Origin of the sequence: Pseudoruegeria aquimaris (assembly GCF_900172235.1) — a bacterium.
Classification (GTDB): Bacteria; Pseudomonadota; Alphaproteobacteria; order Rhodobacterales; family Rhodobacteraceae; genus Pseudoruegeria; species Pseudoruegeria aquimaris.
This window is the reverse complement of record NZ_FWFQ01000014.1, coordinates 1-26,832: the sequence shown is the minus strand read 5'-3', so window position 1 is coordinate 26,832 and position 26,832 is coordinate 1. Positions and strand designations below refer to the sequence as shown.

The 26,832-nt window shown below is 66.6% G+C and carries 22 protein-coding genes; 11 read left to right on the top strand and 11 right to left on the bottom strand.

From position 1 onward, the window contains the following. Positions 1–27: 27 nt before the first annotated feature. Positions 28–3,384 carry a carbamoyl-phosphate synthase large subunit gene (carB, locus tag PSA7680_RS10710; RefSeq protein WP_085868708.1) on the top strand — a complete coding sequence of 1,119 codons (3,357 nt, stop codon included), beginning with the start codon at positions 28–30 and terminating at the stop codon, positions 3,382–3,384. Between the two features lie 60 nt (positions 3,385–3,444). Here the strand turns inward: carB and PSA7680_RS10705 are convergent, their stop codons facing one another. The 3 genes from PSA7680_RS10705 to PSA7680_RS10695 are packed head-to-tail and all read right to left on the bottom strand — an operon-like array spanning position 3,445 to position 6,517. Next, positions 3,445–4,506 (bottom strand): ABC transporter substrate-binding protein, encoded by a 1,062-nt coding sequence (locus tag PSA7680_RS10705; RefSeq protein WP_085868707.1) that lies wholly within the window; start codon positions 4,504–4,506, stop codon positions 3,445–3,447. Beyond that, the gene (locus tag PSA7680_RS10700) at positions 4,476–5,855 is read right to left on the bottom strand and encodes a sensor histidine kinase (RefSeq protein WP_085868706.1); all 1,380 of its coding nucleotides are present in this window, start codon (positions 5,853–5,855) and stop codon (positions 4,476–4,478) included. Before PSA7680_RS10700 ends, PSA7680_RS10705 begins: the two co-directional genes overlap by 31 nt. After that, positions 5,852–6,517 carry a response regulator transcription factor gene (locus PSA7680_RS10695; protein ID WP_085868705.1) on the bottom strand — a complete coding sequence of 222 codons (666 nt, stop codon included), beginning with the start codon at positions 6,515–6,517 and terminating at the stop codon, positions 5,852–5,854. The genes PSA7680_RS10700 and PSA7680_RS10695 overlap by 4 nt, the downstream gene beginning before the upstream one ends. Positions 6,518–6,621: 104 nt before the next feature. Between PSA7680_RS10695 and PSA7680_RS10690 the strand changes: the two genes are divergently transcribed. From PSA7680_RS10690 to PSA7680_RS10670, 5 genes are all read left to right on the top strand, one after another. Then, a complete protein-coding gene (locus PSA7680_RS10690; RefSeq protein ID WP_085868704.1) occupies positions 6,622–7,605 on the top strand; it encodes a tripartite tricarboxylate transporter substrate binding protein in 984 nt (327 codons plus the stop codon). 310 nt (positions 7,606–7,915) lie between these two features. Then, a complete protein-coding gene (locus PSA7680_RS10685; RefSeq protein ID WP_085868703.1) occupies positions 7,916–8,407 on the top strand; it encodes a tripartite tricarboxylate transporter TctB family protein in 492 nt (163 codons plus the stop codon). A 1-nt stretch (position 8,408) separates the two neighbouring features. Then, positions 8,409–9,923, top strand: a complete 1,515-nt coding sequence (locus PSA7680_RS10680; protein ID WP_085868702.1) for a tripartite tricarboxylate transporter permease — start codon at positions 8,409–8,411, stop codon at positions 9,921–9,923. Beyond that, on the top strand, positions 9,913–11,118 hold the full coding sequence (locus tag PSA7680_RS10675) for a CaiB/BaiF CoA transferase family protein (protein WP_085868701.1): 1,206 nt from the start codon (positions 9,913–9,915) through the stop codon (positions 11,116–11,118). The genes PSA7680_RS10680 and PSA7680_RS10675 overlap by 11 nt, the downstream gene beginning before the upstream one ends. Beyond that, complete coding sequence (locus PSA7680_RS10670) at positions 11,115–11,879, top strand: citryl-CoA lyase (protein WP_085868700.1); 765 nt, start codon at positions 11,115–11,117, stop codon at positions 11,877–11,879. The genes PSA7680_RS10675 and PSA7680_RS10670 overlap by 4 nt, the downstream gene beginning before the upstream one ends. Here the strand turns inward: PSA7680_RS10670 and PSA7680_RS10665 are convergent. From PSA7680_RS10665 to PSA7680_RS10630, 8 genes are all read right to left on the bottom strand, one after another. Further along, on the bottom strand, positions 11,867–13,612 hold the full coding sequence (locus PSA7680_RS10665) for a SulP family inorganic anion transporter (RefSeq protein WP_085868778.1): 1,746 nt from the start codon (positions 13,610–13,612) through the stop codon (positions 11,867–11,869). The two genes, PSA7680_RS10670 and PSA7680_RS10665, sit on opposite strands and share 13 nt — an antisense overlap. Before the next feature lie 116 nt (positions 13,613–13,728). Beyond that, positions 13,729–14,610: an MBL fold metallo-hydrolase gene (locus PSA7680_RS10660; protein WP_085868699.1), complete on the bottom strand. Its 882-nt coding sequence runs from the start codon at positions 14,608–14,610 to the stop codon at positions 13,729–13,731. Positions 14,611–14,661: 51 nt separating this feature from the next. After that, entirely contained in the window at positions 14,662–14,865 is a 204-nt protein-coding gene (locus tag PSA7680_RS10655; RefSeq protein WP_085868698.1) for a YgaP family membrane protein, read from the bottom strand. A 158-nt stretch (positions 14,866–15,023) separates the two neighbouring features. Beyond that, complete coding sequence (locus tag PSA7680_RS10650) at positions 15,024–15,695, bottom strand: Crp/Fnr family transcriptional regulator (protein WP_085868697.1); 672 nt, start codon at positions 15,693–15,695, stop codon at positions 15,024–15,026. A gap of 108 nt (positions 15,696–15,803) precedes the next feature. Further along, on the bottom strand, positions 15,804–16,580 hold the full coding sequence (locus tag PSA7680_RS10645) for an IclR family transcriptional regulator (protein ID WP_085868696.1): 777 nt from the start codon (positions 16,578–16,580) through the stop codon (positions 15,804–15,806). Between the two features lie 9 nt (positions 16,581–16,589). Next, positions 16,590–17,948: a TRAP transporter large permease gene (locus tag PSA7680_RS10640; RefSeq protein ID WP_085868695.1), complete on the bottom strand. Its 1,359-nt coding sequence runs from the start codon at positions 17,946–17,948 to the stop codon at positions 16,590–16,592. Beyond that, positions 17,948–18,610, bottom strand: a complete 663-nt coding sequence (locus PSA7680_RS10635) for a TRAP transporter small permease (protein WP_085868694.1) — start codon at positions 18,608–18,610, stop codon at positions 17,948–17,950. The genes PSA7680_RS10640 and PSA7680_RS10635 overlap by 1 nt, the downstream gene beginning before the upstream one ends. A gap of 107 nt (positions 18,611–18,717) precedes the next feature. Continuing rightward, positions 18,718–19,947: a TRAP transporter substrate-binding protein gene (locus PSA7680_RS10630; protein WP_085868693.1), complete on the bottom strand. Its 1,230-nt coding sequence runs from the start codon at positions 19,945–19,947 to the stop codon at positions 18,718–18,720. A gap of 108 nt (positions 19,948–20,055) precedes the next feature. On the opposite strand from PSA7680_RS10630, the gene PSA7680_RS10625 reads away from it, so the two are divergent. The 5 genes from PSA7680_RS10625 (at position 20,056) to PSA7680_RS10605 (ending at position 26,737) form a co-directional block, all read left to right on the top strand. Continuing rightward, positions 20,056–21,648: a GMC family oxidoreductase gene (locus tag PSA7680_RS10625; protein ID WP_085868692.1), complete on the top strand. Its 1,593-nt coding sequence runs from the start codon at positions 20,056–20,058 to the stop codon at positions 21,646–21,648. A gap of 335 nt (positions 21,649–21,983) precedes the next feature. Further along, positions 21,984–23,252: an imelysin family protein gene (locus tag PSA7680_RS10620; RefSeq protein ID WP_085868691.1), complete on the top strand. Its 1,269-nt coding sequence runs from the start codon at positions 21,984–21,986 to the stop codon at positions 23,250–23,252. A 62-nt stretch (positions 23,253–23,314) separates the two neighbouring features. Continuing rightward, the gene (locus PSA7680_RS10615; protein WP_085868690.1) at positions 23,315–24,832 is read left to right on the top strand and encodes a di-heme oxidoreductase family protein; all 1,518 of its coding nucleotides are present in this window, start codon (positions 23,315–23,317) and stop codon (positions 24,830–24,832) included. Further along, a complete protein-coding gene (locus tag PSA7680_RS10610) occupies positions 24,789–25,820 on the top strand; it encodes an imelysin family protein (protein WP_306372455.1) in 1,032 nt (343 codons plus the stop codon). The genes PSA7680_RS10615 and PSA7680_RS10610 overlap by 44 nt, the downstream gene beginning before the upstream one ends. After that, the gene (locus PSA7680_RS10605) at positions 25,820–26,737 is read left to right on the top strand and encodes a DUF1513 domain-containing protein (protein ID WP_085868689.1); all 918 of its coding nucleotides are present in this window, start codon (positions 25,820–25,822) and stop codon (positions 26,735–26,737) included. The genes PSA7680_RS10610 and PSA7680_RS10605 overlap by 1 nt, the downstream gene beginning before the upstream one ends. Positions 26,738–26,832 lie beyond the last annotated feature (95 nt).

Here is a 26,832-nt window from a genome sequence, read left to right as displayed (position 1 = left end):
ACTTGCCAGTCACCGGGGCCTGCCACCATGCCGAAAAGAACCGACATCTCCTCCATCATGATCATAGGCGCCGGCCCGATCGTCATCGGGCAAGCCTGCGAGTTCGACTACTCCGGCGCACAGGCCTGCAAGGCGCTTCGCGAAGAAGGCTACCGGGTGATCCTCGTGAACTCCAACCCGGCCACGATCATGACCGATCCGGACATGGCCGACGCCACCTACATCGAGCCGATCACGCCCGAAGTGGTGGCCAAGATCATCGAGAAGGAGCGCCCCGACGCGCTGCTGCCCACCATGGGCGGGCAGACCGGGCTGAACACCTCGCTGGCGCTGGAAGAGATGGGCGTGCTCGAGAAGTTCGGCGTCGAGATGATCGGTGCCAAGCGCGAGGCCATCGAGATGGCCGAGGATCGCAAGCTATTCCGCGAAGCCATGGATCGGCTGGGGCTGGAAAACCCGCGCGCGACCATCGTGACCGCGCCGAAGAAGGCCAACGGCCAGGCCGATCTGGACGCCGGCGTGCAGATGGCCCTGGAGGCGCTGGAAGAGATCGGCCTGCCCGCCATCATCCGCCCCGCCTTCACGCTGGGCGGCACCGGCGGCGGCGTGGCCTACAACCGGGATGACTACATCCACTACTGCCGCTCCGGCATGGATGCCTCCCCGGTGAACCAGATCCTCGTGGACGAAAGCCTGCTGGGCTGGAAGGAATACGAGATGGAGGTCGTGCGCGACAAGGCCGACAACGCCATCATCGTCTGCTCCATCGAGAACGTGGACCCGATGGGCGTCCACACCGGCGACAGCATCACCGTAGCCCCGGCCCTGACGCTGACCGACAAGGAATACCAGATCATGCGCAACGGCTCGATCGCCGTGCTGCGCGAGATCGGCGTGGAAACCGGCGGCTCCAACGTGCAATGGGCGATCAACCCCAAGGACGGGCGCATGGTGGTGATCGAGATGAACCCGCGCGTGTCCCGCTCCTCGGCGCTGGCCTCCAAGGCCACCGGCTTCCCGATCGCCAAGATCGCCGCCAAGCTCGCCGTGGGCTACACGCTGGACGAGCTGGACAACGACATCACCAAGGTCACCCCCGCCTCCTTCGAGCCGACGATCGACTACGTCGTCACCAAGATCCCGCGCTTCGCCTTCGAGAAATTCCCCGGCTCCGAGCCCTACCTGACCACGGCGATGAAATCCGTGGGCGAGGCCATGGCCATCGGGCGCACGATCCACGAGAGCATGCAGAAGGCGCTGGCCTCCATGGAGACCGGACTGACCGGCTTCGACGAGGTTGCCGTCGAGGGCCTGCCGGCCCGCGCCGACATGGTGCTGCGCGATCACGACGATCCGCTCGTCACCCAGATCCTCGTGGGCAAGGACGAGGCCGCCCAGGCCGCGATCGACAAGGCGATGACCAAGGCGCTCTCCCAGCAGACGCCTGATCGGCTGCGGGTGATCGCGGACGCGATGCGCTTCGGCTTCTCCGACGCCGAAATCCAGGAGATCACCTCCTTCGACCCGTGGTTCCTCGCCCGCATCCGCGAGATCATCGGCGCCGAATGCGCGATCCGCCGCGACGGCCTGCCGATGACGGAAGAGGGGCTGCGCAAGCTCAAGATGCTGGGCTTCACCGATGCCCGGCTCGCCAAGCTCACCGGCCGCACCGAGGACAACGTGCGCCGCGCCCGCCTGAACCTGGGCGTGAAGGCCGTGTTCAAGCGCATCGACACCTGCGCCGCCGAGTTCGAGGCCCAGACGCCCTACATGTATTCCACCTACGAAAGCCCGGTGATGGGCGAGGTGGAATGCGAAGCGCGCCCCTCGGACCGCAAGAAGGTCGTCATCCTCGGGGGCGGCCCGAACCGGATCGGCCAGGGCATCGAGTTCGACTACTGCTGCTGCCACGCCTGTTTCTCGCTCACCGCGCAGGGCTATGAAACGGTGATGATCAACTGCAACCCCGAGACCGTTTCCACCGACTACGACACCTCCGACCGCCTCTACTTCGAGCCCCTCACCTTCGAGCACGTGATGGAAATCCTGCGCGTCGAGCAGGAGAAGGGCACGCTGCACGGGGTGATCGTGCAGTTCGGCGGCCAGACTCCGCTCAAGCTCGCCAACGCGCTGGAGGCCGAGGGCATCCCGATCCTCGGCACCTCGCCGGATGCGATCGATCTCGCGGAGGACCGCGAGCGCTTCCAGGCGCTGGTGAACCGCCTGGGCCTGAAACAGCCCAAGAACGGCATCGCCTCCACCGACGCCGAGGCCCTGCGCATTGCCGGCGAGATCGGTTTCCCGCTGGTGATCCGCCCCTCCTACGTGCTGGGCGGCCGCGCCATGGAAATCGTGCGCGACATGGCCCAGCTCGAACGCTACATCAAGGAGGCCGTCGTGGTGTCCGGCGACAGCCCTGTGCTGCTGGACAGCTACCTCTCCGGCGCGACCGAACTGGACGTGGACGCACTCTGCGACGGCGAAGACGTGCACGTCGCCGGGATCATGCAGCACATCGAGGAGGCCGGCGTACACTCCGGCGACAGCGCCTGCTCGCTGCCGCCCTACTCGCTCTCCGCCGAGCTGATCGAGGAAGTGAAGCGGCAGACGGTGGCGCTGGCCAAGGAGCTCAACGTCGTCGGCCTGATGAACGTGCAGTTCGCGATCAAGGATGACGAGATCTTCCTGATCGAGGTCAACCCGCGCGCCTCGCGCACGGTGCCCTTCGTGGCGAAGGCCGTGAACTCCCCGATCGCCTCCATCGCCGCGCGGCTGATGGCCGGCGAGAAGCTTTCCAACTTCGAACTCGTGGATCCGCAGATCGACACCTTCGCCGTGAAGGAGGCCGTTCTGCCCTTCGCCCGCTTCCCGGGCGTGGACACGATCCTCGGGCCGGAAATGCGCTCCACCGGCGAGGTCATGGGCTCCGACAGGAACTTCGCCCGCGCCTTCCTCAAGGCCCAGCTCGGCGCCGGGGTGACCCTGCCCACCAGCGGTCGCGTGTTCATCTCGATCAAGAACGAAGACAAGACCCCGGCCATGAAAGAGGCCGCGCAGGTGCTGGCCGATCTCGGTTTCACTATCGTCGCCACCCGCGGCACCGCCGGCTGGCTACGCGAGAACGGCGTGGAGTGCGAGATCGTCAACAAGGTCTACGAAGGGCGCCCCAACATCGTGGACATGCTCAAGGACGGCGGGATCGATCTGGTGATGAACACCACCGAGGGCCAGCAGGCCATCGAGGACAGCCGCGATATCCGCGCCGTCGCCCTCTACGACAAGATCCCCTACTTCACCACCGCCGCCGCCAGCCACGCCGCTGCGCTGGCGATCAAGGCCGAGAAGGAAGGCGAGATCGAGGTGAAGGCGCTGCAAAGCGCCTGATCCGGGCCTCTCAGGAACGAGTAAACACCCCCGCTCCGGCGGGGGTGTTTTCGTTTCGGCCTACTCCTGGAGCACCGCGTCTTCCCATTCGGCAAGGAAGCGTCCGCGCTTGAGGCTGTCGAGGTAGACGAGCAGACCCGGCCCCATGCGGATGGGCCGGCGGGCGGTCTGCTCCGAAAGATCGATGGGCGGGAAAGGGTAGCCTGCGCGCGTCGCGGCCTCGGGGCCGCCCCAGGCCGCGAGCAGCAGGTGATCGACGAAGGCCCCCGCGGCTTCCGGTGCCGCGGCCGTGCTCGGGATCAGGACCGAGCGCAGCATGACCGTCGTGAAATCCTCGGGTTCGATGATCTCGATCCTGTCGGCGAGATCCTTCCGCGCCTGCGCGTAGCTGCCCAGCACGTTGTAGGCGATGGCAATGCGGCCGCTGGCGACATCCTCGATCATGTCGGACGAGCAGCAGTAGAGCCGCGCCCTGAGCCCGCCCATAACTTCGGCGAGGCGCCAGAAACCTTCGGACGCGCGGGAATCTTGCGTCGCGAAGAGGTAGCCGAGGCCGGACTGCCGCACGTCGTAGGTGCCGATGCGGCCGCGGAACCGCTCCTGGTTCTCGCGCAGCAGGGTGATCAGCTCCTGCCGCGTGCGCGGGATGCTGAGCCCTTCGAAATGGGCCGGGTTCACGACGATCGTGGCGGGCTCCTGCGTGAAGGCGAAGAGCGTGTCGCGCCAGTTGGCCCAAGCCGGGAGCCGCTCCGTCTGCGCCGAGCGATGGCTGCGGGCGTGGCCGTCGTTGGCCAGCTTCGTCTGCAGATCCATCGCGGACGAGATCGCGACATCGAAGCCGGCGCCGGCGAGGATGGCCTTGTTGATCTCACCGCTGCTCGCTTCGCTGTAATCGACGCTGATCCCCGGATTGCGTTCCTGGAAGGAGTGGATGAGCGGCGCGAAGAGATCGGTGTCGGCCGTGGAGATGACCTTGAGCACCGCAACTTCCACGCCGATCGCATCGAAACGCTTCTGCTCTTCGATCTCGAAGGCAGAAGCCAGCGCGGGCCACGCCAGCAGAGACAGCGCCAGCAGGCGCAGGCCGCCCCTCAGGGCGCGGGGAATTCGAGCGTGACACATGCGCCGCGGCCCTCCCGGTTTTCCATCTTCAGTTTCCCGCCGTGGGCTTCGGCCACCTCCTTGGCGATCGTCAGCCCCAGGCCCGAACCTACCGTCCCGGAGACGTTGCTGCCCCGCGCGAAGCGGGCGGTGAGCTTGTCCGCGCCGGACGGAAATCCCGGCCCCTCGTCTTCCACCCGCAGGCGGACGACGCCCTCGCCCGCCTCGATCACGAGGTCCACGCAGCTGTCCTCCGGGGAATATTTGATCGCGTTGTCGAGGATGTTGCGCACCGCGTTCTGCAACAGGATCGGATCGCCCTCGATCCGCCCCGGATCGAGCGCTTCCAGCCGCAGGGTGATTTCCTTGAGATCCGCCACCGGGCCCAGCCTGTCTGCCAGATCCGCGGTAAGATCGGCCAGCGACACATCCTGACGCTCAAGGCTGTCGGTCCGGAAGGTGACCATCGCGTGATCGAGCAGCTGCCCGGCGGCGCGGGAGCTTTCGTCGATGGCGCGGATCATCTCCTTCAGTGCCTTGCGGTTTTCGGGGCGCTCCACCCGGCGCAGCGCCACCTCCGCCTGCGTCCGCACCGTCGCAAGAGGCGTGCGCACCCGGTGTGCGGCCTCGGCGATGAAATCCTCCGAACGCGCCAGCGAGACCTTGAGCCGCGCGATGAACCCGTTGAGAGAAACCACGAGCGGCGCCATCTCGGAAGGAACCGGGGCCACCACGGGGCGCAGATCCTTCGGCCCGCGCCGCGAAACGGAGCCGGCCAGATCGTTGAGCGGCTTCACCGCGGCCTGGGCGGCGAGAATGGCCAGCGCCGCCGAAACGAGGAAGAATCCCAGTCCCAGCACGGCGGCGATCGCCGAGATCCGCTCCAGGGTGGCGGCCTGCCCGTTGCGGGTTTGCGCCACCGAAGCGATCACGCGCAGCGGCTGCCCCTCCAGCGAAACCGTGCGCGCGGCACTGGCCAGGCGCAGGCTGTCGCCCTTGTAGTCGGCGGTGAGAAAGAGCGTTTCACCGGCGCGGGGATCCCGGTCCGGGCGAGGCAGATCGCCGTAGCCCGTCAGGTCCTCCGTGGCGGTGCGGATCGCGTAGAAGACGCGATCGTTGCTCACGTTTCCCAGCATAGAAAGCGCCGCGTAGGGGATGTCGGCGGTCAGAGCCCCGTCCTGCACGGCGACCGATTCGAGGATCGAGGTCACCGAGGCCGTCAGGATGTTGTCCTGCGATTCCTCGGCGACACGGCGCGCGAAGCCGAGCACGAGCAGGAACAGAAGCACCGCCAGCACGGCGGCGCTGCCCACCAGTTGCAGGGTCAGGCGGCGGCGGATCGAACCGCTGACTCGCGCTTGTGCCTTCATGCCACGTCGAGCCGGTATCCGAGGCCCCGCACGGTGGCGATGGACACCGCGGAGCCGGCCAGATGCTTGCGCAGGCGGCCCACGTAGACCTCGATCGCGTTCTCCGAAACATCCTCGTCATAGGAAAACAGGCGATCCACCAGCTTGGCCTTGGAGAAGATCACGCCGGGCGCCCCGGCAAGGATTTCAAGCAGCCGCAGCTCGCGGTTCCGCAGCGCGATCGCGCGCCCCTGCACGGTGAGCGAACCGGCCAGAGGATCGAAGGTGACATCCCCCAAGCGCTTGATATTGCGTGCATCTCCACCACGCCGCCGGATCACGGCCCGGCAGCGCGCTTCGAGCTCGGCGAAATCGAAGGGCTTGGTCACGTAGTCGTCCGCGCCCAGATCCAGCACGCCGACGCGATCGCTCACCTCCGAGCGCGCCGTCAGCACGATCACGGGCGTGTCGTCCTGCCGGGCGCGATGCTGGGCGAGGAAGCTGCGGCCGTCGCCGTCCGGCAGCATGATGTCGAGCAGGATGAGATCGTAGTCGGTGGTGGCGAAGAAGGCCTCCGCCTCGGCGACGTCGCCGGCATGATCCACCACGTGACCATCCATCCGCAGGCGGTCGAGCACAGCGGCGGCGAGATCCAGATTGTCCTCCACCAGAAGGAATCTCATGACGTCCCCGATATTTCGCGCGCGTGACAGGTCCGTGTCAGCTTCGCGTGGTTGGTTCCTACTCATGCGCGGCCCGTCCGCGTTTTGTCAAATGGGAGGATCACATGATCAAATTCAAAATGACCCGCCGGGCGATGGCCGCCGCGGCGGCGGCAACCATGGCCTTCGGCGTTCCCGCAACCGCTGCCGATCAGGTGGTGGACAGCATCCACTTCCTGATCCCCGGCGGCGCCGGCGGCGGCTGGGACGGCACCGCGCGCGGCACCGGCGAGGCGTTGACGAAATCCGGCCTCGTGGGCAATGCCTCCTACGAGAACATGTCGGGCGGCGGCGGCGGCAAGGCCATCGGCTACCTGATCGAGAACGCCGACAGCCAGCACGGCACGCTGATGGTGAACTCCACCCCCATCGTGATCCGCTCGCTCACCGGCGTCTTCCCGCACAACTTCCGTGACCTGACGCTCGTGGCCGGCACCATCGGCGACTACGCCGCCATCGTCGTGGGCAAGGACAGCCCGATCAACTCCATGGCCGACCTGCTGGCCGCCTATGACGCCGATCCGAACGCCACCGCCATCGGCGGCGGCTCCGTGCCCGGCGGCATGGACCACCTCGTGGCCGCGATGGTGATGGAAGCCGCGGGCAAGGATGCCCTCGGGGTGAAATACATCCCCTACGATGCGGGCGGCAAAGCCATGGCCGCACTGCTCTCCGGCGAGATCGCGGCGCTCTCCACCGGCTTCTCCGAGGCGGTCGATCTCGCCAACGCCGGCGAAGTGAAGATCATCGGCGTCACCGCGCCCGAGCGGGTGGACGCCTACGCCGACGCACCGACCATGAAGGAACAGGGCATCGACACCACCTTCGTGAACTGGCGCGGCTTCTTCGCGGCTCCCGGCCTGCCGGAAGACAAGCTCGCCATGTACCAGGAGGCGCTGGCCAAGATGTACGAAACCCCGGAGTGGGAAGAAGTGCGCGCCCGCAACGGCTGGGTGAACATCCACAACAGCGGCGATGACTTCAAAGCCTTCCTCGAAGAGCAGGAAAAGGTCATCGGCGACCTGATGAAGAAGCTCGGCTTCCTCTGACAACCGCGCAAGCGGGGGCGGGCCTTTGTGGCCCGCCCGTTGCGAGGGCGCTGCCCTCGCGCTCCCGAGGTATTTGAGGCGAGAGGAAGGAGGCGGGATCGCCGCCCCCTTCCGGACGGAAGGCCCGCGAACGCCGGGCTTTCCCCTCGCGCGGTCATCGGCTCCTCAGCCTGTACCGCGAAGGTGACGCTAGCCCGGCTTGGTTAACAACGCCTTTCCTCTCGCTTCAAATACCTCGGGGGAGCCGCGCAGGCGCGGCGGGGGCAGCGCCCCCATGCACCCGAAACCGCACCCGAAACCGGAGGGGACAATGGCACTGGACCGCTGGATCGCCCTGATCCTACTCGGCATCTGCCTGATCTATGGCTACACGGCCTTCTTCACGATGGACGCGGGGCTACCGCCGTTCATGCAACGCAATCCTGTTTGGCCATCCACATTCCCGAAAGTGCTTTCGGTGCTGGCGATCCTGGCCTGCCTCGTGATCGTTCTGGGGCTGGAAAAGGGTGACGGCACCGAGAAGGCACCCGACATCAACTACCGCAGGCTCACCGACTACAACCTCGGGCAGGCACTCATGCTCCTGGCCCTGATGGTGGCCTATGCGCTGCTGCTGCGCCCGGCGGGCTTCCTGCTTTCCACGGTGGGCTTCCTGTTCTTCGGCGCGATGATTCTCGGGGAGCGGAAGTATCACGTCATGCTGCTCGTGGCGGCGATCGCGGCCGGCAGCGTCTGGTATCTCGTGCAGGAGGTGCTCGGCATCTTCCTGCGCCCCTGGCCCTTTTTCCTGATGGGAGGCTGACATGCTCGAAGGTTTGATGATCGGCCTTTCAACGGCCTTTTCCGTCACCAACATTCTCATGGTCATCGGCGGCTGCCTGATCGGCACCTTCATCGGGATGCTCCCGGGGCTCGGGCCGATGTCCATCATCGCGATCATGATCCCGGTGGCGATCTCCATCGGGGATCCGTCGGCGGCGCTGATCCTGCTCGCCGGAGTGTACTACGGCGCGATTTTCGGCGGTTCGACCTCTTCGATCCTGATCAACGCGCCCGGGGTGGCATCGACCGTGGCGACCAGCTTCGACGGCTATCCCCTCGCCCGGCAGGGCAAGGCGGGCAAGGCGCTGACGGTGGCGGCCATCGCCTCCTTCTCGGGGGGCACAATCGGGGCAATTCTTCTGATGATCTTCGCCCCAGCGCTGGCCACGGTGGCGCTGCTGTTCCACTCCGCGGAATATTTCGCGCTGATGGTCGTCGGCCTCTCCGCCATCGCGGCCTTCGCGGGCACCGGGCAGGTGGCCAAGGCGCTTCTGATGACGATCCTCGGCCTGATCATGGCCACCGTCGGCGAGGGCGCACTCTTCAACCTGCCGCGGTTCACCATGGGGATCATGGATCTGCAATCGGGCTTCGGCTTCATCACCCTCGCGATGGCGATGTTCGCCCTGCCCGAGGCCATCTACCTCGTGCTGGATCCGAAGCGCTCCAACACCGAGGCCGGCGGCGAGATCAAGGATCTGCGCATCACGCGGGACGAGGCGAAGGCCATCGCCCCGGTGATCGGGCGGCAGTCGATCCAGGGCTTCCTGATCGGCGTTCTGCCCGGTGCGGGCGCGACGATCGCCTCCTTCCTCGGCTACGCCGTGGAGCGCAACATCGCGCCGAAGGAGGAGCAGGAGCAGTTCGGCAAGGGCTCCGTAAAGGGGCTGGCGGCGCCGGAAAGCGCCAACAACGCCGCCTGCACGGGCTCCTTCGTGCCGCTGCTGACGCTTGGCATCCCCGGCTCGGGCACCACGGCCATCCTGCTGGGGGCGCTGATCGCGCTCAACGTCACGCCAGGGCCGCGCCTGATGGTAGATGATCCGCAGATCTTCTGGGCGGTGATCGTTTCGATGTACATCGGCAACGTGATCCTGCTGATCCTGAACCTGCCGCTGATCCCCTACATCGCCAAGGTGCTCGCCGTTCCGCGCAACTACCTGATCCCCTTCATCCTGTTCTTCACGTTGATGGGGGCCTACATCGGGCAGAACAACGCCACGGAGCTGCTTCTGCTCGTGGGCTTCGGGGTGGCCGCCACGGTGCTGCGTTTCGCGGACTACCCGCTGGCGCCGCTGCTGATCGGCTTCATCCTCGGCCGCATGCTGGAAGACAACTTCGCCCGCTCCATGCAGCTCTACGACGGCATCGGCTTCATCCTTGAACGTCCGATGACCCTGGGCCTGCTGGCGGTGGCGGTGCTTCTGGTGGTGCTGCCGAGCTACCGAGCCCGCCGTGCGCGCCTGCGCGCGGAAGGCACCGCCGATGGCGACTGAGGCCGCCAAACCTCTCGCCGGCGTGCGCGTTCTCGATCTGACGAACGTGCTCGCCGGTCCCTTCGCCTGCCACCAGCTGGCCCATCTCGGGGCCGAGGTGATCAAGGTGGAGGCCGCGGGCCGGGGCGATCTGGCCCGCAACCTCGGCGCGGATCCGGATCTGAACGCACGCGGAATGGGGATCAGCTTCCTGGCCCAGAACGCCGGCAAGAAGAGCCTCACGGTCAATCTCAAGACGCAGGAAGGCAAGGCGCTGCTGAAGCGGCTCGTCAGAACGGCGGATGTGCTGGTGGAGAACTTCCGCCCCGGCGTGATGAAGCGCCTCGGGGTGGACTACGAGGTTATGAAGGGCGAGAACCCGCGTCTGATCTACTGCGCCATTTCGGGGTTCGGGCAGGAGGGCCCCTGGGTCCATCGCCCTGCCTATGACCAGATCATCCAGGGCGCTTCGGGCGTGATGTCGATCACGGGCGACGCGGAAAGCGCGCCGCTGCGCGTGGGCTACCCGATCGCCGACACCATCGGCGGGCTGACGGCGGCCATGGCGATCGCCGCGGCACTGAACGCGCCGGAGCGTGGCGCGTTCCTCGACATCTCGATGCTGGAGAGCGTGCTGGCGACGATGGGCTGGGCTGTGTCGAACTACCTGATCGGCGGCGTGCTGCCCACGGCCAATGGCAACGAGAACCTCACCTCGGCCCCTTCCGGCGCGTTTCAGGCGGCCGATGGGCTATTGAACATCGCCGCCAACAAGGATGAGCAATGGGAACTCCTCGCCCGCCACCTCGGGCGCGAGGATCTGCTGGGCGCACCGGAATACGCCACCCGCGAGGCGCGCAAGACCAATCGCTTTCGCCTGAAGGCGGAGTTGGAAACCGTGCTCACCACCCGACCAGCGCGGGACTGGGCGCGCGAGTTGAACCGGCTGGGCGTTCCGGCCGGCGCGGTGCTGAGCGTGCCCGAGGTGCTGGCCCATCCGCAGATCGCGGAGCGGGGCCTGATCGCGGAGTTCCCCGACCCCCCCGGCCTCGACGGGCCGATCAAGGTGCTGCGGACGGCGGTGAAGATCAACGGCGCCGCCCCGGCGGTCGAAAGCCCGCCCCCCGCGCTGGGGCAGGATACCGACGCGCTTCTGACCGAACTGGGCTACGGCGCCGACGAGATCGCCGACATGCACGAGAAAGGCATCCTATGAGCGACGTTTCCGACTGGTGGCGCACTTCGATCATCGACATGGAGCCGGGGCGGATCGACATCCGCGGCACCCCGATCCAGGAACTGATCGGGGCGATTTCCTTTCCCGGCATGATCTGGCTGATGCTGCGCGGCGATGCCCCGACGGAGGCACAGGCAAGGCTGTTCGAGGCCGCGCTGGTGGCCTCGGTGGATCATGGCCCACAGGCGCCTTCGATCGCGGCGGCGCGCATGGCGATCACCTGCGGTGTCGGGCTCAACAACGCCATGGCGAGTGCCGTGAACATGCTGGGCGACGTCCACGGCGGCGCAGGCGAACAGGCGGTCGAGATGTATCATTTCGTGGAAGCCTTCGACGGCCCCCTGCCCGCGGCGCTGGATGCCTGGACCGAGAGCCACGGAAAGATCCTGCCCGGCTTCGGCCACCGGTTCCACACGCCGTCCGATCCGCGCAGCCCCCGGCTCATGGCGCTGGTGGAAGAGGCACGGCAGGCCGGAGCCGTGGACGGGCGCTACGCCGATCTGGCCCAGGCCATCGAGGCCGAGATTTCCGCCCGCAAGAAGCGCCCCCTGCCGATGAATATCGACGGGGCCACGGCGGTGATCTTCGCCGAACTGGGGTTCGCGCCGCCGCTCGCGCGCGGGATCTTCTGCCTGTCGCGCTCGGTGGGCATCCTTGCCCACGCCTGGGAGCAGCAGCAGCAGGGCGGGCGCAACAAAGGGCCCACCCCGCCCGCCTATCGCTGGACCTACGACGGCTGAGCCGCGCCCGTGCAGGGCCGCGCCTTGCCCGCAAGCGCCTCCCAGGCATCGTTCTGCGAAAGGAACACGCGCCCGTTCAGCGCTTCGATCAGGTGCGAACGCTTGAGGCGGTCCATCACCGGGCCCTTCACCTCGGAGAAATGCAGCCCGACACCCATGTCCCGCAGCCGCGCGTTGATCGCCTCCAGGCTTTCCAGCGCGGAGAAATCGACCTCGTTCACCGCCGAGAACATCAGCACCACGTCGGTGATGGCGCAGCCCTCGGTGACGCGGGATTGCACCAGATCCTCCAGGAAGCGGGCGTTGACGAAATAGAGGCTTTCGTCCACGCGCAGGGTCAGCAGGTGGGGCGCCGTCTCCACCTCGTGGCGCAGGATGTTGCGGAAGTGCTGGGTGCCCGGCACCCGCCCCACCTCCGCCACGTGGGGGCGCGACGTCTTGTAGAGGTGCAGCGCGATGGAGAGCAGCACCCCGGCGGCCACGCCGATCTCCACCCCGAGCCCGAGCGTCAGCAGGATCGTGGCGGCGACGGCGGCGAAATCGGCGCGGGAATAGGCCCATGTCTTTCGCAGGATCGAGAAATCCACGAGGCTCAGCACGGCGACGATGATCGTGGCCGCCAGCGTCGCCTTCGGCAGGTAGTAGATCAGCGGCGTGAGCAGCAGGGCCGCCACCGCCAGCCCCAGCGCCGTGAAGGCCCCGGCGGCGGGTGTTTCGGCGCCGGCGTCGAAATTGACAACCGAGCGGGAGAAACCGCCCGTGACGGGAAATCCGCCGGTGAAGGCCGCGCCAAGGTTCGCGGCGCCCAGCGCGATCAATTCCTGGTCCGGGTCGATGCGCTGGCGCTTCTTCGCGGCCAACGTCTGGGCCACCGAAACGCTTTCCACGAACCCGATGATGGAGATCAGGATCGCCGGAACGAGAAGCGCTTTCAGCAGATCCGGGGCGAAGCCGGGCAGCGTGAAGGGCGGCAGGCTCTGCGGCACCGCTCCGACGATGCGCACGCCGTTCTCCGAAAGGCCCAGCGCCCAGACGGCGAGCGTGGTGGCCACCACCGCGAGCACGGGGCCGGCCTTGGTGGCGACATCCGCCAGACGAGAGCCCAGGCCGAGCGCGCGCAGCAGGGGCTTCATCCCCTTGCGCACCCAGAACAGGAACCCGGTTGCCAGGATCCCGATCACGAGGGTCGGGATGCTCGCTTCGCCGAGATGCGCCGCGAGGGAGGTGATGAGTTCGGGCAGCGTGTGACCGTGGGCGTCGATTCCGAAAATGTGCTTGAGCTGGCTGGCGGCGATCAGGATGCCGGAGGCGGTGATGAAGCCGGCGATGACGGGGTGGCTCAGGAAATTGGCGAGGAAACCGAGACGCAGGAGCCCCATCAGCAGCAGGAATGCGCCCGACAGGAAGGCCAGCGTGAGCGCGGCCACCGCGTAGCCTGCCGTGCCGGCCTCCGCCACCTGCCCCACGGCCGAAGCGGTGAGCAGCGAGACGACGGCCACCGGCCCGACGGCCAGCGCACTGCTGGTGCCGAGGATCGCGTAGAGCAGGATCGGCACGATCGAGGCATAGAGCCCGGCCTCGGGCGGCAGGCCCGCGAGCAGCGCATAGGCCAGCGATTGCGGGATCAGCATGATCGTGACGATCACCGCCGCCACGGCGTCATTGGCGAAGGCCGCCCTGTCGTAGGTGCGGCCCCACTGGAGGATCGGAACATACTGGCGAAGCGCGTGCATCATGGGCTCTCACGAAAGGCGCGCCGCGCCGGGCCAGAAACCCGGCACGGGCAGGGGCAGCCGGGGCGCGAAGCCCCGGATTTGCGGATGAAGGGAGAAAGAGCGGCGGGAGCAGCTCAGAGCATGTTGACGGGCACTTTGAGCATCGGCTTGCCGTCCTTGTCCGTCGGGATTTCGCCGGCGCGCATGTTCACCTGCAGCGAGGGGATGATCAGCCTGGGCATCGCCAGCTGCGCATCGCGCTCGGTGCGGAACTTGATGAACTCCTCGCGGGTCTTGCCTGCGCCCACGTGGATGTTGTGCGCCTTCTCTTCGGCGACGGTGGTTTCCCACTGGATGTCGCGGCCGTTGGGGCCGTAGTCGTGGCACATGAAGAGCCGCATGTCGTCGGGCAACGAAAGCACCTTCTGGATCGAATCGTAGAGCGTGCCCGCGTCACCGCCGGGGAAATCGGCGCGGGCGGAGCCGCCGTCGGGCATGAACAGCGTATCGCCCACGAAGGCCGCGTTTCCGATGACATGGGTCATGCAGGCCGGCGTGTGGCCCGGCGTGTAGATGGCAAAGGCATCCATGTTGCCGATCTTGTAGGTATCACCATCCTCGAAGAGCTTGTCGAACTGGCTGCCGTCACGCTGGAACTCGGTGCCTTCGTTGAAGATCTTGCCGAAAGTATCCTGCACCACCATAATCTTGGCCCCGACCCCGATCTTGCCTCCCAGTTTTTCCTGGATGTAGGGCGCCGCCGACAGGTGATCGGCGTGGACGTGGGTCTCGATGATCCATTGCAGCTCGCAGCCGCATTCCTCGATGCGGGCGATCAACTCGTCGGCATGTTCATAGGTGATGCGGCCGGCGGCGTAGTCGATGTCCATCACGCTGTCGATGATGGCGCAGGCGTTGGAGGTGGGATCCTTCACGATGTAGCTGATCGTGTTGGTCGCCTCGTCGAAGAAGGCTTCGACGTCGGGTTTGATGGTCATGTTCACCGGATAGGTCATCGCGGGTATCTCCAGATGCGTTGGCCGGGCGGCCCGGCGGCAGGTGTCGGATCAGCAGTCGCTGCAGGTCTTGAGCCCGAGCAGGGAATAGAGCGGGCAGAGGCGGAGGCTGGCGGTCAGCAGCATCACGGCCCCGACGAGCGCGGCGATCACCGCAAGCCCGGTGGCGAGGCCGCCGAACATCGCGGCCCCAAGCAGCACGATCCCGAGAAGCGTGCGCAGGAGCCGATCCGTCGTTCCCATGTTCTTCGTCATTGCAGGACCCTTTCTGTTCGATCACTTCCTACCTAGGGTGCCCCCCGCAGCGCTTCTGTGACTTTGTCACGCCCCGCCGGAATCTTCTGCGAGGGGGCCGCGGGGCGGCTCGGAAATCCATTCACATTCAATATGTTGAATTTCAAGCGGCGGCGCAATTATTTTTGCCGGGCCAAGGCTTTCAGCGCAGGGACGTCCCGCAGCAGGATACGGCCGCGCGCCGCTTCGATCCAGCCGCGCCGCTGGAACTCCGTCAACTGCCGCGAAATCACCTCGCGGGCGGTGCCCAGTTCCGTGGCAAGCTGCTGGTGGGTGGCGTTCAGCGCGCCCTCGGCATCGGCAAGCGCCACGAGGCGGGCCGCAAGGCGCACGTCAATCTTGCCGAAGGCCACGTCGTCCACCACGCGCAGCAGATCCAGCAGGCGCCGCGAATAGGCCGCGAAGACGAACTGGCGGAAGGCCTCGGAGTCGGCCGCCAGCCGATCGAAGGCGCTTCTCGGCAGCGCGACGGCCACCACATCGGTTTCGGCAACGCCTTCCGCCGAATAGGCCTCCTCCGCCAGGATGCAGGCCGTCGTCAGCACGCAGCTCTGGCCCGCTTCCACCCGGTAGAGCACGATTTCGCGGCCGCTGTCGGACGTCTGGAACACCCGGATCGTGCCCTCCAGCAGCAGAAGCAGGCTGTTGGGCACCCGCCCCGGCGCAAAGACGGTTTCCCCCGCCTTGAAGCGGCGCAGGCTGGCGAGCCTGAGGAGACGGTCACGCAGATCACGGGGAAGCTGCCGGGTGCCGTCAAACCGCTCCGTCCAATCCCCGATCGCCTGCTGCATGGCCACCCGCTCCTTCGCCTTCCGGCGCCTCTTCGCCTTGGCCCAGCATCCCGCACTCCCGCGCCCGAGCCAAGAAGGATCTTGCGGCAGGCGCGGGGCCCTGCGCGGCTAGATCAGCGCCGCCATCTGCTGCGCGGCATCCTTCAGGGGCGCGATGTCGGCCACGAGGCTCTCCACGGAATGCCGCTGCGTGGGCGCGTGGATGGAGAGGGTCGTCAGCAGCCGGCCCTCGGTGTCCCTGATCGGCACCGCGACGGCCACCATGCCCGCCATGAACTCCTCGTTGTCCGTCGCGAAGCCGCGCTTGCGCGTGGCTTCAAGATCCGCGAGCAGGGCCCTCTCGTCCTGGATGCTGTGTTCCGTGTGGGCGTCCAGCTCGAGCCATCCGAGGAGCCGCTCGAGCTTGTCCGAGCGCAGCGACGACAGATACATCTTGCCGCTGGCGGTGCAGTGGAATGGAACCTGCGTGCCGATCGGCAGCTGGATTCGCAGCGGCCAGTGGGTCTCCACCCGATCGAGGTAGATCATGCCCGAACGCCCCGGCGCGGCGAGGTTGCATGTCTCGCCCACGGTGGCGGCGAGGTGGCGCATGATGAAGAGCCGTTCGGTGCGGATCCGCTGCGAAGACAGCGTGTTGGCCGCGAGCTTGCGCATCCGGTGGCCGGGCCCGAAGGAGCGCCCGTCGGCGTCGCGCTGCAGAAAGCCCTGCTCCTCCGCCGTCGCCAGCAGCCGGTGCATCGTCGCCTTGGGCAGATCCAGCGCCTCGGCCAGCGCCGTGGACGATACCGGCACCCCTCGCCGCGCGACTTCCTCGAGCAGAAGCAGGAGCCGCACGTTCGGCGGAACCTGCCCTTTCGAGTCTGGGGCGGGGGCAACTTCGGGCATGGATCATTCCTATCTGTTGGGCAGCAGGCTCAGCGCGAGTTCCGGTGTCAGGGCCACCAGCACCCAGACGCTGATCAGCGCGATGAGATAGGGCACCGTATAGCGCAGCAATCTGAAATATGGGACACCCGTCACACCCGATGCGACATAGAGGTTGAGCCCATAGGGCGGGGTGATGAAGCCGATGGACGCGCCGACGAGGAAGATCACCGAGAAGTGGATCGGATCGACCCCGACATCGGCCGCGATGGGGGCGAGGATCGGCGCGAGGATGATCGTCACCGGCAGGGACTCCAGAACCATGCCGGAGAAGAAGACGATGATCATCGCGGTGAACAGAACGGCATAGTAGCCGCCCATGGAGGTCACGAACTCACCGATCACCTGCTGCGCGCCGAGCAGCGAAAGGATCTGCTGCATCACCACAGAAACCGCGATCAGCGGCGCGAGGATGCCGGTGATCTCGGCCGAGCGCATCGTGATGCCCGGGATCTGGAACAGGGTGAACCCTTCGACCACCAGTTGCTCGGCGTAGCTCTTTTCTTCCCATGTCTTGTCCTGCCGCAGGCGCAGAACGCGAGTGATCGCGTAGGAGACAAGCCCGGCGATGATGCAGAAGCCCACGGTCACGCCGGCGGCTTCGGTGGGGGAGAACTTGCCGGTGTAGATGCCCCAGAGCACGAGGCCGATGGCGAAGAAACCCAGCCACGCCCCGAAGGCGGTTTTCAGCACGCGGTTGAGTTGCAGCGGAATCAGGTGGCCCCAGCCGTTGATCCGGCAGACGATCCAGCAGGCCACCTGCATGCCGATCACCATCAGCGCGCCTGGCACGATGCCCGCCACGAAGAGATCGGAAATCGGCAGGTTCATCAGGAAGCCGTAGACGATGAAGATGATCGACGGTGGAATGATGATGCCCACGGTGCCACCCGCCGCAGCCGTCGCGGCCGAGAAGCGCTCGTCGTAGCCGCCCTTGACCATCTCCGGGTGCAGCATCGAGCCGATGGTCGCCGTGGTGGCGGAGTTGGAGCCGGAAATGGCGGCAAACAGCCCACAGGCCCCGAGGCTCGCCATCGCCAGCCCGCCCCGCAGCCAGCCGAGGCAGGCATAGGCGAAATCCGAAAGCCTGCGCGCGATCCCCGACTTGTTGATCAGATCCCCGGTGAGGATGAACAGCGGCATCGCCAGCAGCGCGAAGCCCTTGTTGAAGACGTTCAGAAGCTCTGCGCCCATGTTGTCGAGCGTCAGCCCGAGCACGAAGGAGCAGCCCACGACCCAATAGGCGATCACGAGAAAGACCGGCACGCCCAGCATGAACAGGAACGTGACCCCGACCGAGATCAGCGTAACGAGGGTGCCATCGGCCATCACACGTCCCCCCCGATCACGGCCTGCTTGATGAGCGGAGCGCCGGAGCGCCAGTTGGCGATGTCCTCGCGGATGTTCTCGATCGCCCGCGCCGCCATCAGGAGGGCGGCGATGGGCGCGGTGACGAGGAACCACCAGAGCATCGTGTTGTCGGTCCCAAGCACGATGGCGAAGTTCGAGGCCGACAGCGCGGCCTGGCGGGCGGTGGTGACGAAGAGGATCACGGCAAAGCCGAACCAGAGCGCCGCGTCCATCCAGAGGCAGGCGAACTGCGCGCCGCGTGGCATGGCGGTGCGGATCTCGGAGAAGCTGAGGTGCGTGCGCTTGCGGATGTTGAAGGCGGCACCGAACCACGCCATGATCATGAACAGAAGGGGCGGAATGGTGGTGGACCACGGCTGCTGGTTGGAGAAGATGAAACGATCCACCACCCCCCAGAAGATGATCAGCGCAATGGCGAGATAGCAGGTCACCATGACGGTGCGCTCCAACAGCGTCTCCACGAGCGGAACGCGCTCGTAGATCAGCGCCACGATGAAACCGCCGGCCAAAAGCGTGACGGCCCCGAGCCACCACGCGGCATCGCTGCGCAGCGCGGAGCGGATCTCGAAACTGTCTCCCGACATCAAAGCCGAGAAAATCATGCCTATGTCAGACCCCATTGGCCACTCCTCCCATCAGAATGCTGCCTCTGCCGGACTTTTCTTGTCAAATGGGCAAATGGCCGGCCTCTGAGGAAGGCCGGCCAATCGCTGCTACGCGGGTGGGATCAGCCTTTCCACCAGCGGCGCGGCTCGACGTTCTCGGCCAGCGTGATGTCGTGCTGGCGCACCGTGTCGTAGATCTCCTGGTAGGTGTCGATGCCACCGGCCCAGCCGTTGAGGCGCTCGCGCCACTCTTCCCAGAGCTGGGGCTGGAACTCGGGCGAGCACATTTCCTCGGCCTTGCGGATTTCCGCATCCGACAGCGAAGCCACGCGCACGTTGTTCTGTGCGAAGATCGTGTTGGGCATCTGCGGGTTGGAGAAGCCCACGGTGTTGACCAGCGCGGCCTCGTTTGCGGCCTGCACATGCACCTGCGTCAGGTAGGCGGATTCCATCACCGCGTCCTGCAGCTGGCCGTCGAGCTTGTCGAAGCTGGCGGCGTTCATCGCCGTGTGCTCGGTACCGCAGAAGAAGCGCAGATCGACGCACTGGCTCACCACCGGCGACATGTTCGCATAGGCCACGGCGGAGGCCCATGTCTCGGCCCCGTCGATCAGGCCCTGCTTGAGCCCGTCGAGCGTCTCTTCCCAAGCCACCGGCACCGGGTTCAGGTTGAGCGCGTTCATCGCGATGCGGCCGAGCTGGGTGCCCGTCACGCGGTTCTTGGTGCCGGCAAGCTGCTCCACCGAGGTCACCGTGGGCTTGTCTTCCCATGCGAGGCCCAGCTGGATACCGCGCAGCTCGGCATGGGTGAAGAGGAACTTCAGCCCGTGGCGCTTCTCGAAGGGATCGCGCAGGATGCGCTGCGACTCCGGCGAATACATGAAGTAGTACTGATCCGCCCGCGATCGGAACATGTAGGCATAGTCCAGCACGTTGAGGTAGGGCGCGCCACCGGCGGAGTTCTGCGTGGAAGCGGCGTAGAAATCGACGATCCCCTGCTGCGCCTTCTCCACACAGGAGAGCTGGCCGCAGATCTGGTTGTTGCCGATGAACTCGATGCGGATCTCGCCGTCGGTGCGCTCTTCGAGATCGCGCGCGAACTCAAGGCAGCCGGCGCGCTCGATCAGCAGGTTCTGCGGGTTGAACCCGGCCGCGCCGAACTTCATTTCGAACTTCGCGGGCTTGGCGTAGCGCCGGTTGTAGGTCGATTCCGCGGCCCGTGCGAGATTCGCCGCCGACATCACCCCCCCGGCAGCCCCCGCCGCCAGCAGCGTCGAGCTCATCCCGTAAGTTCCTGCAATCTTGAAGAAGTCGCGCCGCGACACCCCCTTGATCCGATCATAAACACCCATTGCATATCCTCCCGTTTTTGCAATTTTTGAAACTTTATTTTTCAAAAAACGCTAGACCAGTATTTCCCTTTTGCCTAGTCTTTTTGCACATTGGTAAGGATCTGGGCCTTGGAAGCAGACTATGTGATCGTTGGAGCGGGTTCCGCGGGCTGCGTGCTGGCCAACCGCTTGAGCGCTGATCCGAAAACGAAAGTCGTGCTTCTGGAGGCCGGGGGACGGGATACGAACCCGTGGATCCACATCCCCGTCGGCTACTTCAAGACGATGCACAACCCGGCGCTGGACTGGTGCTACAAAACGGAACCCGATCCCGGCCTGAACGGTCGCTCGATCGACTGGCCGCGCGGCAAGGTGCTGGGCGGCTCCTCCTCGCTCAACGGCCTGCTCTACGTGCGCGGCCAGCCGGAGGACTACGACCGCTGGGCGCAGATGGGCAACCCCGGCTGGAGCTGGCAGGACGTGCTGCCGCTGTTCAAGCGCGCCGAGTGCAACGAGCGCGGGGCCGATGCCTTCCACGGGGCCGAGGGGCCGCTGTCCGTCTCCGACATGCGGATCCAGCGCCCGATCTGCGACGCATGGGTGGAGGCCGCGCAGGCCGCCGGCTACCCGTTCAACCCGGATTACAACGGCGCCACGCAGGAGGGTGTCGGCTACTTCCAGCTCACCACCCGCAACGGCCGCCGTTGCAGTGCCGCCGTGGCCTATCTGAACCCGGTCAAGAAACGCCCCAACCTGAAGATCATCACCCGTGCGATGGTATCGAGGGTCCTGCTGGACGGCCGGCGCGCCACCGGCGTGCGCTACACCGATGCCGCCGGCACGGAGGTTTCGCTGTCCGCCCGCCGCGAGGTGATCCTCTCGGGCGGGGCGATCAACTCGCCGCAGATCCTGATGCTCTCGGGCATCGGCGATCCGGAACACCTGCGCGGCAACGGCGTCACGCCGGTTCATGCGCTGCCCGGCGTGGGCCGGAACCTTCAGGATCACCTCCAGGCACGGCTCGTCTTCAAGTGCAACGAGCCGACCCTCAACGACGAGGTGCGCTCCATTCTGAACCAGGTCCGCATCGCCCTGCGCTACGCCATTTCGCGCTCCGGCCCGATGACGATGGCCGCCAGTCTCGCCACGGGCTTCCTGAAAACACGCCCCGATGTCGCGACGCCGGACATCCAGTTCCACGTGCAGCCGTGGTCCGCCGACAGCCCCGGCGAAGGCGTGCACCCGTTCTCGGCCTTCACCATGTCGGTCTGCCAACTGCGCCCGGAGAGCCGGGGCTTCCTCGAACTGCAAGGCCCCGATCCTCGGCAGCCGGTTCGGATCGTCCCGCGCTACCTCTCCACGCCCACCGATTGCCGCACGATCGTGGACGGTGTGCGGATCGCGCGCACAATCGCCCGCCATGCCCCTCTTTCGGGCAAGATCTCCGAGGAGTTCCGGCCCAGCTCCGATCTGGCGCTGGACGACGACGCCGGCACCCTCGACTGGGCCCGCAACAACTCCGTTTCGATCTACCACCCGACCGGCACCTGCAAGATGGGCAGCGATGACATGGCGGTGGTGGACAGCCACCTGCGCGTGCATGGGATCACGGGGCTGCGGGTGGCCGATTGCGCCATCATGCCCGAGATCGTCTCGGGCAACACGAACGCCCCCGCGATCATGATCGGCGAGAAGGCCAGCGACCTGATCCTCGGCCTCTAGCCCCGTGCGCGCAGGCCCGCCGAGGGGCGTGCGCGCGCCGCTTCAGGCGCCGGGCCGTTGTGGGCGAAAGCGGGAAATCCGGCCTCATTTAACGGGTTGACTTACCCGACTGTTTCACTCAGTTTTGCGCCGGAGCCAGCCGCCCTCCCCCGGCGGCAAGCCAGCATTCGCCGTATCGAGAAGAGCCGTTCAAAGGGCCTGCAAAGGCATTCATGCCCCATGCGCCGTGCCCACCGCCGGCCCCGGTCCGCTCCGGCCTGCTCCGGGCGGCCGCGCGCGCCGTGGACAAAAAAGCCATGAACATGCCGGCTCTTCTGCACCTGAGGACAGTCGTTATGAAACTCATCCTGCGCGCCACGAGCGCCTTTGCCCTGATGGGCAGCACCGCCGCCATGGCCGGTGACGCCGTTTCCAAGGCGGAGGTTCTGGAAACCTACGCCAACATCGCACAAGCCAATTACGCCGACAGCCTGATCACGGCCCAACGCCTGCAGGACGCCGTGGACACGCTGCTTGCCGCGCCTTCGGCCGAGGCGCTGGAAGCGGCCAGATCCGCCTGGCTCGCCGCCCGCGTGCCCTACCAGCAGAGCGAAGTCTTCCGCTTCGGCAACGCGATCGTCGATGATTGGGAAGGCAAGGTGAACGCCTGGCCGCTGGATGAAGGGCTGATCGACTACGTGGACGCCTCCTACGGAGGCGCAACCGATGAGAACGCCGCCGCCGCGCTGAACGTGATCGCCAATCCCAAGTTCACGCTCTCCGGCGTTGAGGTGGACGCCACCGAGATCACGCCGGACCTGCTGGAAAACACGCTTCAGGAAGCGGACGGCGTGGAGGCCAATGTCGCCACCGGCTATCATGCCATCGAGTTCCTGCTCTGGGGCCAGGATCTGAACGGCCACGGTCCGGGCGCGGGCAACCGCCCCTGGACGGACTACGCCCAGGTCGAGGCCTGCACCAACGGCAACTGCGATCGCCGCAGCGCCTACCTGAAGGCCGCCACCGATCTGCTGGTCTCCGATCTGGACTGGATCACCGCGCAATGGGCCGAAGGCGGCGAAGCGCGCACCACGCTGCTTGAAGACGAAGACGCCGGCATCGCGGCGATCCTCACCGGCATGGGCTCCCTCTCCTACGGCGAAACCGCCGGCGAGCGCATGCGCCTCGGGGTGATGCTGAACGATCCCGAGGAAGAACATTCCTGCTTCTCCGACAACACCCACAACGATCACTTCTACAACGGCGTGGGCATCCGCTCCGTCTACAACGGCCGCTACATCCGGATCGACGGCACTGTCGTCGAGGGCGCCTCGCTGTCCGATCTGGTGAAGGCCGTAGATCCGGCGCTGGACGCAGAGATGCATGGCAAACTCTCCGCCGCTGTCCTGGCGCTCGGCGCAATCAAGACGGCCGCCGAAGCCGGCTTCGCCTACGACATGATGCTTGAGCGCGGCAACGCCGGCGGCGAGGCCCTGATCATGGGCGGCGTGAACGGGCTGATCGATCAGACCCGCAGCATCGAGCGCGTCGTCGCAGCACTCGGCACCAGCATCTCGGTGGAAGGCTCCGACAGCCTCGACAACCCCGAAGCCGTGTTCCAGTAACCCGCGTGCGCGGCGCGGAGCCTCTTGGTCCGCGCCGCGCCTTCAGCCTTCAGCCAAAGCCCATGTTCAAGCCAAGCGCCCTTTCCGTGCTCTCGCTGCTCGCCGCCGCCCCGGCCCTGGCCGGCGTGCTGGACGAGCCGCATCTCCCAATCGTTCCGCGCACCGAGGCGGAGGCCGCCCGCGTGGCCAAGGTCACCGCGCTGCCCAAGGATTTCACCAAGGCGCAACCCTTCGAGGCCAAGCCCGCCGGGGCCGCCACCGTGCGCGTGATGGACAATGCAAACGCCTTCTCGCAGCCCTCCGCCAACATCAGCTTCGCCGACGAATTGACCTTCAAGGTCGGCAACGGGCTGTTCCGAAAGCTCTGGGTCTCGTCGCCCTCCTCCACGCTGGCCTCCGACGGGCTCGGCCCGCTCTACAACGCGCGCTCCTGCCAGCGCTGCCACCTGAAGGATGGCCGCGGCCATCCGCCCGAAGGCCCCGAAGACAACGCGATCTCCATGTTCCTGCGCATCTCGATCCCCGCAGAGGTGGATGCGCTCTCCGCCCAGATCCAGGACTATATCGCAACCGCGCCGGACCCGACCTACGGCACCCAGCTGCAAGATTTCGGCCTGCCGGGCCATCCGGCGGAATACCGGTTGCAGATCGACTACGAGGAAATCGAAGTGCCGCTGGCAGGTGGCGAGACCGCCTTCCTGCGCAAGCCCACCTACACCGCCGCCGACCTGGGCTACGGCCCGCTGCACCCCGAGGCCATGCTCAGCCCGCGAGTCGCCCCGCAGATGATCGGCCTCGGCCTGCTCGAAGCCATCCCCGCCGCCGACATTCTGGCGCTGGCGGATGAAGACGATACCGATGGCGACGGGATTTCCGGCCGCCCCAACATCGTCTGGTCGGTGGAGTTCGATCAACCCATGCTGGGCCGCTTCGGCCTGAAGGCAGGGGCGCCGACGCTTCGGCACCAGTCCGCCGCCGCCTTCGCCGGCGACATCGGCATCTCCAACCCGCTGTTCCCGGCCCCCTGGGGCGAGTGCACCCAAGCGCAAGCCGCCTGCCGCGACGCATCCCACGGCGATCAGGACGAACGCGGCTTCGAGATCGACGCCGAAGGGCTGGATCTCGTGACCTTCTACAGCCGCAATCTCGCCGTGCCCGCCCGCCGCAACGTGGACGACCCGCAAGTGCTGCGCGGCAAGCAGCTGTTCCACGAAACCGGCTGCGCGGCCTGTCACCGGCCCGCTTTCGTCACCCACCGGCTGGATGGGCAACCGGAGCAGAGCTTCCAGCTGATCTGGCCCTACACCGACATGCTGCTGCATGACATGGGCGAAGGGCTCGCCGATCATCGCCCGGAAGCCCGCGCCACCGGGTGGGAATGGCGCACTCCGCCGCTCTGGGGCGTCGGGCTGACGGAGCAGGTCTCCGGTCACAGCTATTTCCTGCACGACGGGCGCGCGCGTTCGCTGCTTGAAGCGGTGCTCTGGCATGGTGGCGAAGCAGAAGCCCCGCGTCAGAAGGTGATCTCCATGCCGCCTGCCGACCGCGCCGCCCTCATCGCCTTCCTGGAGAGCCTCTGATGCGCCCATTTGCCCTCGCCTTCGGCCTTTTCCTCGCCAACGTCGCACAAGCGGCGCCCGACATTGCGGCGGTCGTGAACAGCCACGTGCTGCCCGGCTACCGCGCCTTGGCGGAGGGGTCCGCCCGCCTTGCCGAAACCGCGGCACGGGACTGCGCCCCCGAAAGCCCGCCCTGCGGGCCGCCTACCACGATGCCTTCGATGCGTGGGTCTCGGTCAGCCACCTGCGCTTCGGCCCGTCCGAACGGGACGACCGCGCCTTCGCGCTGGCCTTCTGGCCGGACCCGCGCAGCGCCACCCCGAAATCTCTCTCCGCGCTGCTCGACTCCGAGGATCCCGTGGTCAATACGCCCGAGGCCTTCGCCACCGTCTCGATCGCCGCGCGCGGGTTCTATGCGCTCGAATATCTCCTGTTCGATCCGCAGTTCTCGGGCGCGGCCAACCCGGCCTATCACTGCACACTGGTCCGGGCCGTCACCGTGGATATCGCCGCCAATGCCGCCGCGATCCTCGATGATTGGCAAGAAGGCTATGCCGCCCTGATGATCGCGCCCGGCAATGATGTCTACCGGAGCGAAACCGAAGCCGCGCAGCAGCTCTTCACCGCCGTGACGACGGGTCTCGAGTTCACCGCGAACGCGCGTCTCGGCCGGCCGCTGGGCAGCTTCGACGCCCCGCGCCCCAATCGCGCCGAAGCCCGCCGCTCGGGCCGCTCCCTGCGCCACGTTCAGCTATCGCTTGCGGCGACCCGCGAACTGGCCGCGCTGGTTTCGGGAGGCAATGCGGAGGTGGACGCCGCCTTCGCACAGGCCGAGGAGCGCGCAGAGGCGCTGGCGGATCCGGTGTTCGCAGGCGTTACGGATCCGCTGGCCCGCTTCCGCATCGAAGCCCTGCAACAGGACATCGAAGCACTCCGCCGCCTGCTGACGGAGCGGATCGGACCGTCGCTCGGCATCGCCGCCGGCTTCAACGCATTGGACGGCGACTGATGACGAACCGGCGTAGTTTTCTCGCAGGCCTGCTGGCTGCGGGCGCCCTTCCCCGGCGGACATGGGCGCAGGCCGGCGGCGCGGCCTTCCTGTCGGCGGCCCGCGCGCCGGACGGCCACCACCTGCTCTGCGGCCTCACCCCAAGGGGTGAAATCGCCTTCTCCCTGCCCCTTCCCGACCGCGGCCACGCCGCGGCTGCTCATCCGCACCTGGCCCAGGCCATCGCCTTCGCCCGCAGGCCCGGCACCTACGCCATCGTTCTGGATTGCATCAGCGGCAAACAACTCGCACGGCTGGAGGCCCCGGGAGGGCGGCATTTCTACGGCCACGGCACGTTCTCGATGGATGGCACCACGCTTTTCACCACCGAGAACGACTATGACGGCGGACGCGGCGTGATCGGCGTCTGGAATGCCGAAAACGGCTACAGGCGGCTCGGCGAATTCGACTCCGGCGGCACCGGCCCGCATGACATCCAGCGCCTGCCGGACGGAAAAACACTGGTGGTCGCCAATGGCGGCATCGAGACCCACCCCGATACCGGCCGGCTCAAGCTCAACATTCCCACCATGCGCCCGAACCTCACCTACCTGTCGCCCGAAGGCAGGCTGCTGGAAAAGATCGAACTTGGACCGGCGCACCAGAAGAATTCGATCCGGCACCTTGCGGTCGATGCCACCGGCACCGTCGCCTTCGCCATGCAGTGGCAGGGTGCTGACAGCCCGGAGCTGCCGCTTCTCGGGCTCCATGACCGCTCCGGCAACCAGCTGCGCTTCGCGGCTGCAGCGTCCATTCCCCGCATGAAGGGTTACCTCGGCAGCGTCGCGACCACTCCGGACGGCGGCACCCTCGCCACGACTTCCCCGCGCGGAAGCCGACTGCAGGTGACCTGCCCCCCGCTGGTCCCTCATTCATAACGAGAGTCTGCGGGTTTGGGTTTGATAGTCTTCGGTTTCGGTTTGGGCAAGCGCGCCGGGCGCGGAGCCGTCGATTTGCTCAAGCGCTCGGCGCG